Source organism: Enterobacter sp. UPMP2052 (assembly GCF_053709675.1).
In genome coordinates this window covers 1,002,558-1,017,304 of sequence record NZ_JBSKJR010000001.1, presented here as the reverse complement: position 1 = coordinate 1,017,304, position 14,747 = coordinate 1,002,558, and the positions used below count along the sequence as shown (strand labels likewise).

Below are 14,747 nucleotides of genomic sequence, written 5' to 3'. Positions count from 1 at the left end.
GTTAAAGGATTGTGCCGCCCTTCGTCAGCTGTTCGAGGCGAGCGTCCATCTCTTCTTTGTGCTGCTTGCCGTGGTGAGCAATCGCAGTACGCAACCGCTGCTGCTGGGTGTACCGATCTTCCCGGCTAAGCTCAGTGTCGTCGCTCAGTTCGATCAAGAGTTCATTCATTTGGGCGATAACGCTCTCCTGTAGAGCGGCATCGACGCGGGCAATCACTTCATTTAAATGTGACACTGTCACTCCTTATAATTTGCCGGGTGGCGGCTACGCCTCACCCAGCCTACCCGAGACCTGTAGGCCCGGTAAGCGCAGCGCCACCGGGCAAAATGGTTAATTCAATCTCGCCTTCGAGAAATCGCTGCCCATCAGGCTGACGCTATACCCGGTGACGTTGCTGCGGGTGGCATAGAACGTCTTGCCGTTTGCAAGGGCAATCCACGGAGCCTGCTGGTAGAAAATCTCCTGCGCCTGACCATAGAGTTGCGCACGCTCGGTTGGGTCACTGGTTAATTTTGCTTTTTGCACCAGCCCATCATACCCCTTATCACACCAGCGCGCGGCGTTGGATCCGGTTTTGATGCTATTGCAGCCCAGCAGAACGTCCGCGAAGTTATCCGGGTCTCCGTTGTCCGACATCCAGCCAAACAGCGCCGAGTCGTGCTCGCCTTTGCGCATGCCGGAGAGATACTCGCCCCACTCGTAGGAGACGATTTTGGCCTTCACGCCAACTTTAGCCCAGTCGCTCTGGATCATCTCTGCGATGCGACGCGAATTCGGGTTATAAGGCCGTTGAACCGGCATGGACCACAGCGTCACTTCCGCGCCCTTCTCAAGCCCGGCCTGCTTCAGCAGCGCTTTGGCTTTTTCAGGATCGTAGGCGTAATCTTTCAGGTTGTGATTAAAGCCCATCATGTTCGGCGGGATCGGCGATTTTGCCACCGTACCGGACCCCATAAAGACCGCATTCACGATGGCTTTTTTATCCGTCGCGTAGTTCAGGGCCTGGCGTACCAGCACGTTATCAAAAGGTTTTTTCTCGGTGTTAAACGCCAGATAGCCCACGTTCAACGCATCCACCGAGTGTAGCGTCAGATCTTTGTTTTTCTTGATGACATCAAACTGCACCGGCGACGGCGCAGGGATCACCTGGCATTCATTGGTTTGCAGTTTCGCCAGACGGGTTTCCACGTTAGGCGTGATGGAGAAGATCAGGTGCTTTGTGGGAACCGCGCCATCCCAGTAGTTGGGGTTCGCCACGTAGCGGATCAGCGAATCCACTTTGTACTGCTGGAGAACATACGGGCCGGTACCAATTGGCCAGGTATCGACGTTCTCTGGCGTTCCTTTTTTGAGCATCACGTCCGCATACTCTGCTGACAGAATGGAAGCAAAGTCCATTCCCCAGTCCGCGAGGAACGCCGCGTTTGGCTCACTCAGCGTAAACTGTACGTGATAATCATCGATCTTTTTCACGTCCTGAATCAGCTTATCAAGGCCCACGTCATTAAAGTATTCGTAATTCCCCTGAGAGACATTGTGATACGGATGCTTAGGGTCTTTCTGGCGCATGACGGAGAAAATAACGTCATCGGCGTTAAAATCGCGGGTAGGTTTGAAGTATTTGTTGCTGTTGAACTTAACCCCTTTACGCAGCGTAAAGGTATAAGTTTTGCCGTCAGGAGAAATGGTCCATGACTCCGCCAGGGATGGCACCGGCGTATTTTTCACCGGATCAAAGTTAATCAGCCGGTTGTAAAGTACCTGAGAGCTGGCGACGAACGTCGGGCCGGAGCTGGCGATCTGCGGGTTAAACGACTCTGGCGAGGCTTCAGAGCAGTAAATAAGCGTATCGTTATTTGCCGCCCATGCGGCGCTTGCCGGTAAAAGAGTGCTCAGCGCGAGGGCGAGCAGCGTTTTCCCTGTAGACATGGTTATAACCCTTTCGGTTTTATTATTGTGGACAGTAATAACAGCACAGCCGATATCACCTGGCAAATAACGAAACACTATCAGGTTATTCTAAAGCAGCATTTTTCGCTGATTTTCCAGCCAGCGCAGAGAGTGTGATTTGCCTTAAGTTCCCTTCTTCGTCAAGCACAACCGTTACGAACAATGCCGCAAGAAATCGGCGCTTTTGGCGTCTCCTCTGCCGTTTGCTTGTTTTACCTTTTCGTTAAAGTAACGGTGTGAAGAAGTCTATGGGAACACATCGTGGCAAAAACACTTTTACGCAGCGGTAATCTGGATGATTTTCAGGCCGTTGGCGGCGGCGGACAGGCCGTATTTGAATCAGCGCTGCAAATCCGGGAAGCACTCCGCTTGCGCAAGCAACAGTCGATAGTTGATTGTCTGGCTATCCCGCAGGTCAACGACGGCGGCGATCGCGTTGACTGGTACGCCCCCATTGAGGGAGCGGTGACAAGCTGGAAAGCCGCCGGAGAAGACGACCGGTTTCGCGCCCTGCGCTACCTCGAAAGTACGCTGGCGAGCGTGGAGTCGCTGAGCAAAAAGTGTATCCAGTCGCCGAAAACCGCCCAGCAGCTGTTTGGCTCCCTGCTTTCCAAAGCGTTCCAGTTCCCTGGCGAAAACTTTCTGTATCTGGTGGATGGCAAACCGGTGATCTGCTTCTGGGGCTTCGTGAACCTTAACGAAAACGCCCGCGATGATGTGCTGAGCTGCCTGCGCGACGCGCTGATCCCGGAACCGGCCCCGGTGGTCATCGAAGAACCCGAGCCAGAACCGGAACCCGAAGCCGCACCTGTCACATTCGCCCAGGCCGACGAGCCACTGATGACTCCCGCCCCGCCCGCTCCCGGCGTACGCATTACGGAAGAGGCGCTCTATGAGCCAGCGCCCGCCCACAAGGTGACGGAACCCGCTGGCGAACCTCCGGCCAAGATCGTGGTAAAAAAACGCCGCGTCCCGCTGTGGTCGCTGCCCGTTGCCGCCGTGATTGTTGCCTCCATCGCCACTCCGCTGCTGTGGCCTGAACAGGCACCTTCAGCCGAACCTGCTCCTGTAGCAGCGCCTGCTGCGGTCGTTATCGCGCCTGCACCGGTGAAAACGGTCGAACCGCTGGCGATGAATTTGCCGCTGCACCAGGCCGTCGTCGTGGCACCACAGGTGAAAGCGCCTGAGCCGGAGCCTGTAGTGATTGCTGCGATCCCGAAAGATGCCATGGTCATGGAGGCCGATCAGGTGAAAGCCGGTTCGACCCGCTTCCTGAACGGTACCTGGCGCGTGATTCTGGACGTGAAAGATCCGATCACCGGCAAGCCGCCCTCGCTGCGCTATCAGATCCAGAACAACAAAGGCACTGCCCGCGTCGTTCACGGGGACAATATTGTCTGTCGCGCGGAGATCTTCTCCGGCTTGCACAGCAACGGTGAACTGATGATCAAAAGCCGCGGCAACGCCCGCTGCACGGATGGCTCGCGTTATCCGATGCCGGAAGTCTCCTGTAAATCCGGCACCAGCGACGTGGCGGAATGCAGCGCCCGATATGATGCAAAAACCGTTGTTCCTTTGACGTTCAAAAAAGCAGGTGCCTGATCCTATGCTGGTAAATCTTTGCGACTACAAACAGAGCGTCACGCTTATTGCTAACAGCGGCGTGCAATTTCTGGATTTTGGTCTGACGCCCCAGGACACCGCCAGCACCGGGCGGTTTGTCCGCAAAACCGCCAACGGCCCTCTGCTGCGTCTTGATTACGATCTGGTCAATGGCCGCTACACGCTCCCGGCGACGGGCGGCGGCCAGCCAGAAGTCCTGAAGCCCGAGAGCACCATTACGCTGCACCAGTCCCTTGCTGTGCTGGACGGCGTCTGGCTTCCTCTGCCGTTTCTGCGCTTTAACCCGCCGCGCACCTTTGTAGAGGGGCCTGATAACTGGGCACGCGTGCAGATCCGCAAGCTAACTGCACCGGATTCGGCAGGCAATACGCACCGCGTCACCCTGGCGCTCGACAGCCAGATTGCTGAGCATGCCACCGCCGCACTCTCCCCCGTTGAAAACGATATTCTGAACGGCACGCGGTTTGCGCTTGCCTGGCGCGATAGCGAAGTCGAAAGCTTCCTCGACCAGACCTGGATCGACGGCTGGCTGCGCGAAGCCTTTAGCCAGTACGCGACGGAAGTTGAAAACCGCGCCGAGCGCGATCTGCATCAGGCCATGCGCAGCTTTGAATACCAGGCGCACTGGCTGAACCTGCTGACGCTGCTCGGCGAGCAGCTTACCGTACCCGAGGTGAAATTTGTCACCCATACGCTCAGCACTCCGGCGATCCCCGTCGACCTGATCCTCGACGTGGGAAACACCCATACCTGTGGCGTTATCATCGAAGATCATGGCGATGCCAACGACGGCCTGCGTCAGACCGCCGAGTTGCAGGTGCGTTCCCTGAGCGAACCGCAGTTCCTTAACGATCCGCTGTTCACCAGCCGCCTGGAGTTTTCAGAGGCCCGCTTTGGCAAACAGCACTTCTCGGTGGAAAGTGGCCGCGAGGATGCCTTTGTCTGGCCCTCTATCGTTCGCGTGGGCGACGAGGCCCGCAAGCTGGCGATGCAGCGTCTGGGCACCGAGGGCAACAGCGGCATTTCCAGCCCGCGCCGCTACCTGTGGGATGAAACCCCGGTTGTGCAGGACTGGCGCTTTAGCCAGATGAACAGCAAAACGCAGCGGGAACCCCTGGCGACGGCGTTCCCACTGATGAACCTGATGAACGACGACGGCGAACCGCTCTTTACGCTGCCGCAGGATGAACGGCTGCCGGTTTTCTCGCCGCAGTACAGCCGTAGCACCCTGATGACGCATATGCTGTGTGAACTGCTGGCGCAGGCGCTGGGACAGATTAACAGCGTCGCCACCCGCCTGCGCCTTGGCTTCCCGGTTTCACCACGCCAGCTGCGCACCCTGATCCTCACCCTGCCGTCGGCCATGCCGAAACAGGAGCGTGAGATCTTCCGCCGTCGCATGTTTGAAGCGATCGCCATCGTCTGGAAAGCGATGGGATGGCACCCGCAGGACGACGATTTTGCCAGCCGTAAACAGCAGGAAAAAAGCGTTGTGCCGGTTCCAGAAATCCAGATGGAGTGGGATGAGGCAAGCTGTGGCCAGCTGGTGTGGCTGTACAACGAAGCGATTTCTCATTTCGGCGGACAGACCGAAGCCTTTTTCGCTTCGCTTGCTCGTCCCGATCGTGAACCGCAGCCTGGCGTTGAGCCTGGTCGGGCGCTGCGCGTCGCCTCTATCGACATTGGCGGCGGCACGACCGATATGGCCATTACCCACTATCAGCTCGACGACGGCTCGGGTAACAACGTCAAAATTACCCCGCAACTGCTGTTCCGTGAAGGGTTCAAGGTCGCCGGGGATGACACCCTGCTGGACGTTATCCAGCGCTATGTCCTTCCCGCGCTGCAAACCCAGCTGCAAAAATCAGGAATGGCGGACGCGTCCCTGCTGATGGCTTCGCTGTTCGGGGATTCAGGCCGTATTGATACCCAGGCCGTGCTGCGCCAGCAAACCGCCCTTCAGCTCTTTATGCCTTTGGGGCACGCGATTCTGGCGGCGTGGGAATCGAGCGATATCGACGATCCGCTGGCCGGGCTGCACGCCACTTTTGGCGATCTGCTCCCGCAGAAGCCTACGCGCAACGTGATGAACTATCTGCAACAGGCCATCGACCACGCCCTGCCAGCAGGATCCGACGCGTTCGACCTGTTCGCGGTTCCGCTACACGTCAATTTCCGGGAAATGCAGGACGCGATGCTGGCGGGCCAGTTCACGCTGGCGGCACCGCTTCATGCGGTGTGTGAAGCGATCTCGCATTACAGCTGTGACATTTTGCTGATCACTGGCCGTCCGGGTTGCCTGCCCGGCGTTCAGGCGTTAATCCGCCACCTGCAGCCGGTGCCGGTAAACCGCATCGTCTGGCTGGATAAGTACCAGGTTCACGAGTGGTATCCCTTCAGCCAGCAGGGGCGCATTGGCAACCCGAAATCAACCGCTGCGGTGGGGGCGATGCTGTGCAGCCTGGCGCTTGATCTTCGCCTGCCGCGCTTTAACTTCAAAGCGGCTGACATCGGTGCGTACTCCACCGTGCGTTATCTGGGCGTACTGGACAACACGGTGAATACCCTGCGCGACGAGAACGTCTGGTATCAGGAGGTCGATCTTGATAAGCCGGGTGCCAGACTCGACGCGCGGCTTCACTTCCCGCTGCGCGGAAACGTCACCCTGGGCTTCCGCCAGCTGGCAAACGCCCGCTGGCCGGCCACGCCGCTGTACACCCTGAGCATCAACTCTGCCGAACTGGCAAAAGCCATTGCCGGCGACGGCGTGCTGAACGTGCGCCTCAAACTGCGCGGCGGCGGCAAGCATGAAGGCCCGGAATCGTTCGAGCTGAGCGACGCGTGGCTGCAGGACGGCACGCCCGTTCCGCCAGATGCCTTAACGTTTAAACTGAATACCCTGGCCGATCGCCGTCATAGCGGTAGCCATTACTGGATCGACAGCGGGAGCGTATACCTGAAATGACTGCGACGACGACCACCACTCAGGCCCTGATCGGGTGGATTAACGAGACGCGCCAGCATGCCCCGATGCTGGATAACGATGCGGATGCGCTGCTGGCGCGACTGAATGCAGCCCAGGCGCGTGAACAGGCGATTGACCGCGCGCTGGCAAGCCAGAGCAGCATTGGCCTGTACGGTCATTCGCAGGCGGCGAAAGCGCACCTGCTCACCTCGCTGTGCGGCAGCGGTAGCGGCCGAATGAACGTGTCCCTTGGGCAGCGCACGTTCGACTATTTTTCGCATATTAACCCGGGCCACGGCCTGACCAACATGGCCGTTCGCTTTACGAAAAAGTACCCTGACATTGCGGATGACGCCTTCCCGCTGCGTCTGAGCCTGGTCACGGAAGCGGAACTGGTACAGCTGTTTATCGCACGCACTCTCCTTCATCCGCAGATCCGCCCGGTGGAGAAATCGGTTATCGAAGCCCGGCTTGAAAAATGGCGCGCGCTTCGCCAGCCGCAGGGCGTGCCGGGAATTAACGCGCTCGAAGTGGGAGCGATCGCCCGCTTCTGGCAGAACGCGATACCGCGTGCGAAACAACAGATTGATGACGCGCTCTGGCATCAGATTGCCACGCTTGTGCCTTCCCTCGATCTCAGCACTCGCGCCAGCGTCTGGTCGCTGCTGTGGGGCGAACAGCAGGAGTTAACCCAGCAGTGGCTGAGGTTTGCGCATGTGCTGCATCAAACCAGCCATGCGCGCGAGCTTGCTGCCCCGCTGAGCCTGCTGGTGGATAACTTCGGTCTGCCGTGCGAAGGGTTTCTCACCCACACCGCCCTGACCTCACCCGACGCGCAGGAAGCGTTGCTACACCCGCTCAGCCACGGCGACATGCTTAACGCCATCAGCATTCCCGTCGACGTGCTGGCTTTTTTGACCCGCGAACTGGTCCTGCCCGTTGAGACCGGCGTGCTGGACGATGTCGATCTGATTGATATTCCGGCGTTTACTACGGATGAGACGCCGCTGCTGACGCAGGCCAAGCGCCAGTGGTTGCTCGATCACTATCGCCAGCAGCTGCAGCCTGATGTCCTGGTTGTCTGCAACGCGACGGCCCGACACGATCAGACGGCCCATACGGCCAACGTGCTGCTGAACTGGGTGCAAGAAACCCAGTCAGCCGACGCGTCGGCCCTGCCGGGGCTGGTGTGGGCCATTACGCCGCACGACGCGCGGTTTACCACCAAACACAATCTCGACGAGGCGGTGCAACAGCTGCTGGGTCAACCGGGTTTGCGCTGGGGAACCCTGCAGGCGCTGGATAGCCACAGCATGCAGCGCGTGGTGGAGTGGCTGTCGCAAGCCACCCTGCCTGCTCAACATCAGAAACGCCTGCGCGCATTACACTCATCGCTACAGCACGCGCTGGCGGCGCTGATGCAGCCCTGGCTTGCGCCGTTGACGCAAACCCCAGAAGCCAGACGCGCGCAGGCCGAAAATATGGTCCGCACCCTGCAGGGCAGTGCCGCCCGCCATGGTGAACTGCTGGAGGGTTTACTTCCTCCGTTAAGCGCGTTTGAGACGCTGCTGGCCGTTCAGCAGCCGCGTGAAGAACAGGTCAACGGCTTGTTTACCGATACGATCGATCTCTTCGCGGATAATACCCAGGAAAGCACCGGAACGTTCCAGACCAAAGACAAGGCGCGTCTGGCGCATAAAGTCTGGATCAACCACCTGCGCCAGTGGAGCCGCAATGAGGCCGCCGCTGCCCGTCTGGGCCTGGAGCCTGCGGTTCTGCAACAGGTGGCGGACGTTCTGGTCGTCGCCAGCTATCGGCTGGATCTGCCTGCGCAAGTGCAGAATATTGTCGACGGGGATAAAAGCAGCGCAGCGCAGCTTCATGCCGTAATGGGGAATTTCGTGGGCTGGCTGGGGTATGAAAAGACGCCTGTCGCCGAACGTCCGGCCAGCCGCCTGCGTAAAGGCCAGGCGATTTTCGTGACACCGGTGGTCAACAGCGACACGCCAAGGCTCACGCGTCTGGGCGAGCAGCCCGTGCATGCTGCAACGGTCTATGTGTACGACTGGCTGGTTGCCCTCTACAGCCGGGCGATTGAGAACATCGAGTATCATCATCCGCACGACGTTCAACCCTGTGCAAGAAAGGCGTTGCAGAGGCTGTTAGGCTAACCTTTCACGGCCCGCAGCAGTGCGGGCTGCTTTCAGAAAAGCGAGATCAGCAGTGCGACCGGGAAGCTCATCGGCCAGGTCGAACCGACAAGAAACGCGCTCAGCAGACGAATGCGCTTGCGATCTTTGGAGAGGAACCAGGTGATTAACGCGCAGATTGACGCCATGATTGCGTAGAAAACCAACATCTTTTGATACAACGTCATTCTGTTTACCTGAGCCGAAAAAATAACCGCACGCAATATGCGTCATACGTTGACACAGATCAAGTTTTTTCGTTACATCATAACCCTTTTAAGAATAAGGGTTATAACAATTGAGTACACTTCGTAACAACCCCGGAGCACAAGGGATCCTCTTTATTAGTAACATGCATTATAAATGCACATTATGATAAATTTGCCTTCGCGAAAAGCAGTCTAATGGAGACAGGCTTTTATGGGAGGAAACATGCTACGCATTCCGCAAAGTTGTATTCATACCCGCTCCACCCCTTTCTGGAACAAAGAGACGGCTCCCGCCGGGATTTTCATCCGTCATCTGGATAAGGGCACACGTCCGGGCGTTTACCCTCGCCTGTCCGTTTCACAGGGTGCAGTACGTTACTTAGGCTATGCTGATGAAGTCACGCCTGAGCCTGACAGTGAACTGATCATTGAAGCAGGCCATTTCGGCGTTTTTCCGCCGGAGAGATGGCACCACATTGAAGTGATGACCGACGACACGCTGTTTAACATCGACTTTTTTGTCGAGCCTGACGTACTGAAGTCGCTTTAAGCGCCTGACATCAAGAAGGAAAACTCTATGCTACGTATTCCTGAGAATTTTGTTCATACCCGCTCCACGCCGTTCTGGACGAAAGAGACGGCACCGAAAGCCCTCTTTACCCATCACAACACCAAAGCTGGCGTTTATGGCCGTTTATCCGTGATGCAGGGTGCAGTGCGTTACTTCGGTTTTGCCGACGGCGACGCCACCGAGCCGGATCTGGAGCTGGTCATTGAAGCGGGATCGTTTGGTATCTCCCCGCCGCAGAAATGGCACCGCATTGAGCTGTTGACCGACGATACCTATTTTAATATCGACTTTTTCGCCGATCCTGACGTCACGCTCAGCGGTGCAGGTATTGGAAAAGTGGTTAACACGCATAAGGAGTAAATCATGGGCAAGGCAACCTATACCGTTACGGTCACGAATAACAGCAACGGTGTATCGGTCGATTATGAAACGGAAGCTCCTATGGAGCTGCTGATACCGGATGTCGCCGCCGATGTGGTAAAAGATCTGGTGAATACCGTGCGTGCTTACGATACCGAGAATGAGCACGAGGTGTGCGGCTGGTAAATAACGTGATCATCATTGGCGGTGTCGTATCTGACGACGAGCGACATACTGCCATCCGACAGTCGTTTAGCGACTGTCGGGGATCACTCTCCATCAATTCAATGCCCATTAGTCAATCGGCCTGCCTGTTGGATTGATGTCCCCCTTTAGTTCCCCCTTTCAGCCAAACTCCCTTTTTATAATCACGTTCTTTGTTGACGTTCTCCCATGTATAGCGCACCCGGGAACATCAAAGTCAGCCTGATGTTGCCTTTCCACCCGCGATACAGAGCGCTACGCTTTTTGGGTTTTAGATTATTTATTTTTGGCGACCAGGCGTGTTGTGAGGGGTCTGACTCGGCTACCGGGTTACTAAAGGGCTTCGCTCGAAAAAAGCCATTTCAAGTCGGGTGCCTTGCAGCAGTATTCAGGCACCCGACTGGCTGAACACAGGCAACCTGTTTACCTTCACCACCTTACCCGGGAATGACGGGTCCATTCCCCGACACACGGCCTGTTGGTGATCCCGATCACATTTAAACGTGTTCCCTGTAGGCATTTGCTGGCACAGATAGTTAAATAATACTCATTATCATTTCGATGTATTGTGAGGAAGTGGCTGGCATGCATTGTCACCCTGTATCTGGTGCATGCCTGAAGATTATCCCCCGCCTCCTTCAAATGTAGCTGCCTGCATTATTTTCAGTGTCCATCTTCACCCGGATCGCGATGAAGGACGGCATCCTGATGTATTCAGATAATCGTTAAGCACTGCGTAGGATCACGGGTCCTGTAAACCCCACAGGCTATTTTGCGGTTGTATGTATTTTTTTGTTTGTAATGGCTTTTCTATGGTGATGTATAAAATAAGGAGATACAGAAATGAAAGAACTGACCACTAATCAAATCAATACGGTAGCCGGTGCAGGCGGTGACGTCGGTCGGGAAATTGCCCAGGGCCTTGGTGCAGGCGCAGGCACATATGTCGGCGGCACACCAGGTGCGATTGTCGGGGGGATCGCCGCAGGGCAGACGTATGACTGGGCGTCAACGCATACTCCCGATCCGTCTCTGTCGCCGTCAGGACTGGGGGGAACGCTGGGAGGTACCCCATTTAATCCGCACGATCCTGATACTGTCACGAATGCCGCTGGCGCAGCGGACTTTGCAAAATGTTTCCTTCCTGGCGGTAAAGATTGTTCCTGAAAGTTAATAACCTGCCCGTACAGGAAACTGTGACGGGCAATTTCAGGCTGGGCTACGGCACAGCCGCTGTCCCAATAATGATTCTTCTATCAGCTGACTGCAGCGTCGTTTCCCTGTGCGCAACAATAATCCGTGTAATATTCAGTCGTTTAATTGCCTGATTAACTGCGATTTCACTGTCGGTATCCAGTGCGCTGGTGGCCTCATCCATGAATAATATTCCGGGACGGCGATAGAGCGCCCGGGCGATAAACAGCCGCTGTTTTTGCCCACCTGACAGCCCTTCCCCCAGTTCACCGATAAGCGTTTCGTACCCCATGGGCATGGCCATGATCACGTCATGAATATAACTGACTCTGGCGCATTCCATCATCCAGTCATCATCGGTGGTTTCAGCAAAGCCACAGATGTTTTCACGCACCGAGCCTGAGAAAAGACGGTCATCCTGCATCACGCAGGCAATCATTTTATGATAATTATTGATGCCCAATTGTCGGATATCGGTTCCGTCCATTAATACCTGACCGGAGTTGGGCTCAAACAATCCGCAAAGCACCTTCAGCAGTGTCGTTTTTCCCGATCCGGAGGGGCCCGTGATGGCCACGCTTTCTCCGGGTCTGATGCAGAGACTGAGGTCGACGAAAACAGGAGGAGACTGGCTGTCATATCGGTAGCTAAGGCCCCGGGTCTCCAGCCCCGCTGGCTCCATAGCGGCTTTCAGTCCTGAGTCCGGCTTAATCTCTTCCCGCTCATTGAGGGCAATATCCGAAATCCTTTCGTTATGCAGACTCATCATGCGCAGCTGAAGCAAATAGTTTGTCAGCGAACCCACCCGCGCTGAAAACTGGCTGCGGAAAACCCCGAACGCGACAAACATGCCGATGGTCATCTGGTTATCAATCACGAGACTGGTGCCTAGCCACAGGATCACAACCTGGTCACAGGCAGTTACAAAGGTGTTTATCCCACCAAATAACATGTCCATCCTGGTGAGCCTGATGCCGGTATTGATGGCATCAATCTTAAGATTGAGCCAGCGACGGCTTCGACGCTGTCCCATTCCTTGCATTTTAATGGTCGCGATGCCGTACAGGGTCTCCATAAAATAGGAACTGGCCCTGGCCCCCCTGACCAATGCATCTTCGGATAACTGGCGGTAATGGCTGTAGGTAAGTAAACGGATCATCACATATAATGCGGTAAAGCTCAGTACCACGGCAGTCAGCCATCCTCCATAAAGTACGAGCATGACCAGCACACAGACAACCATAATACTGTCCATGATGGCCCCCACCACGCTGGTCGTAAATGTCGTACGCAGCGTATCCAGCGAACCGAAGCGGGACTGAATATCACCCAGTTTTCGTCGTTCAAAATATGCCAGTGGCAGCTGGAGCAGATGGCGGAAAAGCCCTGACTGCCATTGCACGTTTATCAGCGTTTCCATAACGATTGTTGACCAGGCTCGTATCATACTGACCGTGGCCCGTAACAGGATGAAAAACATCAGGCCTGCGCAGATGAGCGTAAGCAACCCCTGATCGCCTGCGGGAATGGCGTGATCCATCACCAGTTGGGTGCCCACAGGCATCATCAGGGTGATTGTTTCAATGAAAAGTGAAAAGCAGAAGATTTTGGTCAGCGCGCCGCGTATGCCATGAACACCGCGTAGTAACGCCCGCATGCTGATCCGGTTCTGGACGGTCTCCTGAACAAAAGTACTGCCGGGCCATACCTCCAGCGCAACACCGGTGAAGCACTGAGACATTTCATTGGGATCTGCTATTCTCCGGCCCCGGGCCGGATCATGGAGCACGAACCCCTTCTTACTGATGCTTACCAGCACCACGAAGTGATTAAAATTCCAGTGAAGAATACAGGGTAGCCTGAGGTCGCTGAGTTCACAGAGATCAAGTGATAAAGCCCGCGTCTCCATTCCAAGATGAGTTCCCGTCTCCATGACGCCCGCAAGCGTGGCTCCCCGGGCAGACAGGTTAAACTGCCGACGCAGGGCAATCAGGTCAACATTTCGGCCATAATGGCCACAAACCATCGCCAGACAGGCCAGTCCACATTCTGACGATTCCGTCTGATGCACGACTGGCACGCGTTTGCGAAGTTTGAGATCAAGTTTATTCTCCAGGTCAGCCAGGACGCGTTTAGTTGTCATTCACTGGCCCTGTAACGCTGTGCTTCATGTCGTAGAAAGGTGACAGCATCCACTGATAAATCCGTCGTTTCTCGAGAAATAATGTGCTCTGTGCCTTCATACCGTTTTCCAGCGGCAGATCTCTACCCATGTAAGCGATTGACTGACGTTCCGGCCTGACGACCACTTTATAGTAAGGAATTGATCCTCCCGCAGTGTTCCGAGGCGCTCCCGCATAGGTCTGCATTTCCTGGGAAGACGCTGGTGTTCGGGAAACCAGCATCACTTTCGCCGCAAACTGTCCGAATTTTTCCGCCGGGAAAGCTTCGTAGCGCACATTCACGCTGTCACCCACAGAAATATAGGGCAGAGCATCATTCGGTACCCACAAAACCAGGTCATGGCTTTTTACGTTCTGCGGAACGATTTGCAGAAGGCTGTCTCCTGCACTGACCATCTGTCCCGGCGTAACACTAAGCGAATCAATTTTTCCGTCCGACAATGCACGAACTATGACATCGCCTCCGGCATCCGTAGTGACACGTTCTTTCTGTAACTCGTAACGCTGCAGTTCCATCTGGTAAATGCGGTTATCAAATTCAGCTGCCTGCGTTTGGATCTGACTGTCCAGACTGGTTATCTGCAGGATGTTCTGCGCATTCTGTGTGCTCAGATTCAACAGGCTATTCTGTTGTTGATAATACAGTGCCACCTGGCTGGTTAACTGATCTTTAGTTATAAGTCCCTGTTTCTGATACTGGCGGTAGTTCTCCATATTTTGCTTCATCATGTTTATCCCTTCTTCCGCCCGACGGACAATAGCGGCAGAACGCCTGAAAGCCTCGCTGTACTGCAACTTCTGTTTTTCAAGCGTCCGTAGCGTTGTTTCCTTACTTTTCCTGATGCCAGCGATCATATTCCCGATACGGGCCAACTGGTTATCAATATCCTGACGTTGAGTATCACTGACCACCCCGCTGCGGGTACTTTTACTGACATCAATCTGATAGACAGCTTCCCCTTTCCTTATGCTGTCCCCCTCTTTGATGAATTGTTTGACGACAAAGCCCTGCATACCAGAATAGACATTTACCGGCCTCGGCCAGGTGCTTATTTCCCCCTGAACGTTAATACGTCGGGTGTAAGAACCTGAAATGATGAAGGTCATGAGACAGGTCAGGAAAAACGCCGACATTGCCATGACCAGCCAGACGGGAACACCCGGTAGTAAAACCGCATTTCCGTACCACGTCTTTTTCCTGCTTTCCAGAGCTTCCTTTCGAAACATATCTCCTTCCCGGATCAAAATTGAGATAAAAAGTGGTGCATACGCCGGTAAACATAAAGCGTCATAGCCGA

12 protein-coding genes are annotated in these 14,747 nt (G+C 55.5%); 7 read left to right on the top strand and 5 right to left on the bottom strand.

Annotated elements, in window-relative coordinates; translation table 11 throughout:
- Position 1: 1 nt before the first annotated feature.
- Positions 2–235 (bottom strand): YdcY family protein, encoded by a 234-nt coding sequence (locus tag ACWKX3_RS04660; protein ID WP_454541354.1) that lies wholly within the window; start codon positions 233–235, stop codon positions 2–4.
- Between the two features lie 96 nt (positions 236–331).
- Complete coding sequence (locus tag ACWKX3_RS04655) at positions 332–1,930, bottom strand: ABC transporter substrate-binding protein (RefSeq protein WP_454541353.1); 1,599 nt, start codon at positions 1,928–1,930, stop codon at positions 332–334.
- A gap of 282 nt (positions 1,931–2,212) precedes the next feature.
- Between ACWKX3_RS04655 and ACWKX3_RS04650 the strand changes: the two genes are divergently transcribed.
- The 3 genes from ACWKX3_RS04650 to ACWKX3_RS04640 are packed head-to-tail and all read left to right on the top strand — an operon-like array spanning position 2,213 to position 8,710.
- Positions 2,213–3,553 (top strand): SrfA family protein, encoded by a 1,341-nt coding sequence (locus tag ACWKX3_RS04650; protein WP_454541352.1) that lies wholly within the window; start codon positions 2,213–2,215, stop codon positions 3,551–3,553.
- Positions 3,554–3,557: 4 nt separating this feature from the next.
- The gene (locus ACWKX3_RS04645) at positions 3,558–6,539 is read left to right on the top strand and encodes a virulence factor SrfB (RefSeq protein ID WP_454541351.1); all 2,982 of its coding nucleotides are present in this window, start codon (positions 3,558–3,560) and stop codon (positions 6,537–6,539) included.
- Positions 6,536–8,710 (top strand): virulence factor SrfC family protein, encoded by a 2,175-nt coding sequence (locus ACWKX3_RS04640; protein WP_454541350.1) that lies wholly within the window; start codon positions 6,536–6,538, stop codon positions 8,708–8,710. Before ACWKX3_RS04645 ends, ACWKX3_RS04640 begins: the two co-directional genes overlap by 4 nt.
- A 32-nt stretch (positions 8,711–8,742) precedes the next feature.
- On the opposite strand, the gene ACWKX3_RS04635 is transcribed toward ACWKX3_RS04640, so the two are convergent.
- A complete protein-coding gene (locus tag ACWKX3_RS04635; protein ID WP_003856960.1) occupies positions 8,743–8,916 on the bottom strand; it encodes a GhoT/OrtT family toxin in 174 nt (57 codons plus the stop codon).
- Positions 8,917–9,160: 244 nt separating this feature from the next.
- Here ACWKX3_RS04635 and ACWKX3_RS04630 point away from each other — a divergent pair, with 244 nt between their 5' ends.
- The 4 genes from ACWKX3_RS04630 (at position 9,161) to ACWKX3_RS04615 (ending at position 11,239) form a co-directional block, all read left to right on the top strand.
- A complete protein-coding gene (locus tag ACWKX3_RS04630) occupies positions 9,161–9,487 on the top strand; it encodes a DUF1971 domain-containing protein (protein ID WP_042319872.1) in 327 nt (108 codons plus the stop codon).
- Positions 9,488–9,514: 27 nt separating this feature from the next.
- Entirely contained in the window at positions 9,515–9,868 is a 354-nt protein-coding gene (locus tag ACWKX3_RS04625) for a DUF1971 domain-containing protein (protein WP_006175470.1), read from the top strand.
- 3 nt (positions 9,869–9,871) lie between these two features.
- On the top strand, positions 9,872–10,054 hold the full coding sequence (locus ACWKX3_RS04620) for a DUF1869 domain-containing protein (protein ID WP_003856955.1): 183 nt from the start codon (positions 9,872–9,874) through the stop codon (positions 10,052–10,054).
- Positions 10,055–10,915: 861 nt separating this feature from the next.
- Entirely contained in the window at positions 10,916–11,239 is a 324-nt protein-coding gene (locus ACWKX3_RS04615) for a colicin V family bacteriocin (RefSeq protein WP_454541349.1), read from the top strand.
- Positions 11,240–11,291: 52 nt separating this feature from the next.
- Here the strand turns inward: ACWKX3_RS04615 and ACWKX3_RS04610 are convergent, their stop codons facing one another.
- Together ACWKX3_RS04610 and ACWKX3_RS04605 are read right to left on the bottom strand one after the other, a co-directional pair.
- Positions 11,292–13,409, bottom strand: coding sequence for a peptidase domain-containing ABC transporter (locus ACWKX3_RS04610; protein WP_454541348.1), 2,118 nt, complete (start codon positions 13,407–13,409; stop codon positions 11,292–11,294).
- On the bottom strand, positions 13,399–14,676 hold the full coding sequence (locus ACWKX3_RS04605) for an HlyD family secretion protein (protein ID WP_058608719.1): 1,278 nt from the start codon (positions 14,674–14,676) through the stop codon (positions 13,399–13,401). The genes ACWKX3_RS04610 and ACWKX3_RS04605 overlap by 11 nt, the downstream gene beginning before the upstream one ends.
- Positions 14,677–14,747 lie beyond the last annotated feature (71 nt).

Bases quoted from the DNA above. Each gene is read 5' to 3' on its own strand.
- ACWKX3_RS04610 (WP_454541348.1), bottom strand. From the start codon at position 13,409: ATGACAACTAAACGCGTCCTGGCTGACCTGGAGAATAAACTTGATCTC.
- ACWKX3_RS04625 (WP_006175470.1), top strand. From the start codon at position 9,515: ATGCTACGTATTCCTGAGAATTTTGTTCATACCCGCTCCACGCCGTTC.
- ACWKX3_RS04635 (WP_003856960.1), bottom strand. From the start codon at position 8,916: ATGACGTTGTATCAAAAGATGTTGGTTTTCTACGCAATCATGGCGTCA.
- ACWKX3_RS04615 (WP_454541349.1), top strand. From the start codon at position 10,916: ATGAAAGAACTGACCACTAATCAAATCAATACGGTAGCCGGTGCAGGC.
- ACWKX3_RS04620 (WP_003856955.1), top strand. From the start codon at position 9,872: ATGGGCAAGGCAACCTATACCGTTACGGTCACGAATAACAGCAACGGT.
- ACWKX3_RS04605 (WP_058608719.1), bottom strand. From the start codon at position 14,676: ATGTTTCGAAAGGAAGCTCTGGAAAGCAGGAAAAAGACGTGGTACGGA.
- ACWKX3_RS04645 (WP_454541351.1), top strand. From the start codon at position 3,558: ATGCTGGTAAATCTTTGCGACTACAAACAGAGCGTCACGCTTATTGCT.
- ACWKX3_RS04630 (WP_042319872.1), top strand. From the start codon at position 9,161: ATGCTACGCATTCCGCAAAGTTGTATTCATACCCGCTCCACCCCTTTC.
- ACWKX3_RS04640 (WP_454541350.1), top strand. From the start codon at position 6,536: ATGACTGCGACGACGACCACCACTCAGGCCCTGATCGGGTGGATTAAC.
- ACWKX3_RS04655 (WP_454541353.1), bottom strand. From the start codon at position 1,930: ATGTCTACAGGGAAAACGCTGCTCGCCCTCGCGCTGAGCACTCTTTTA.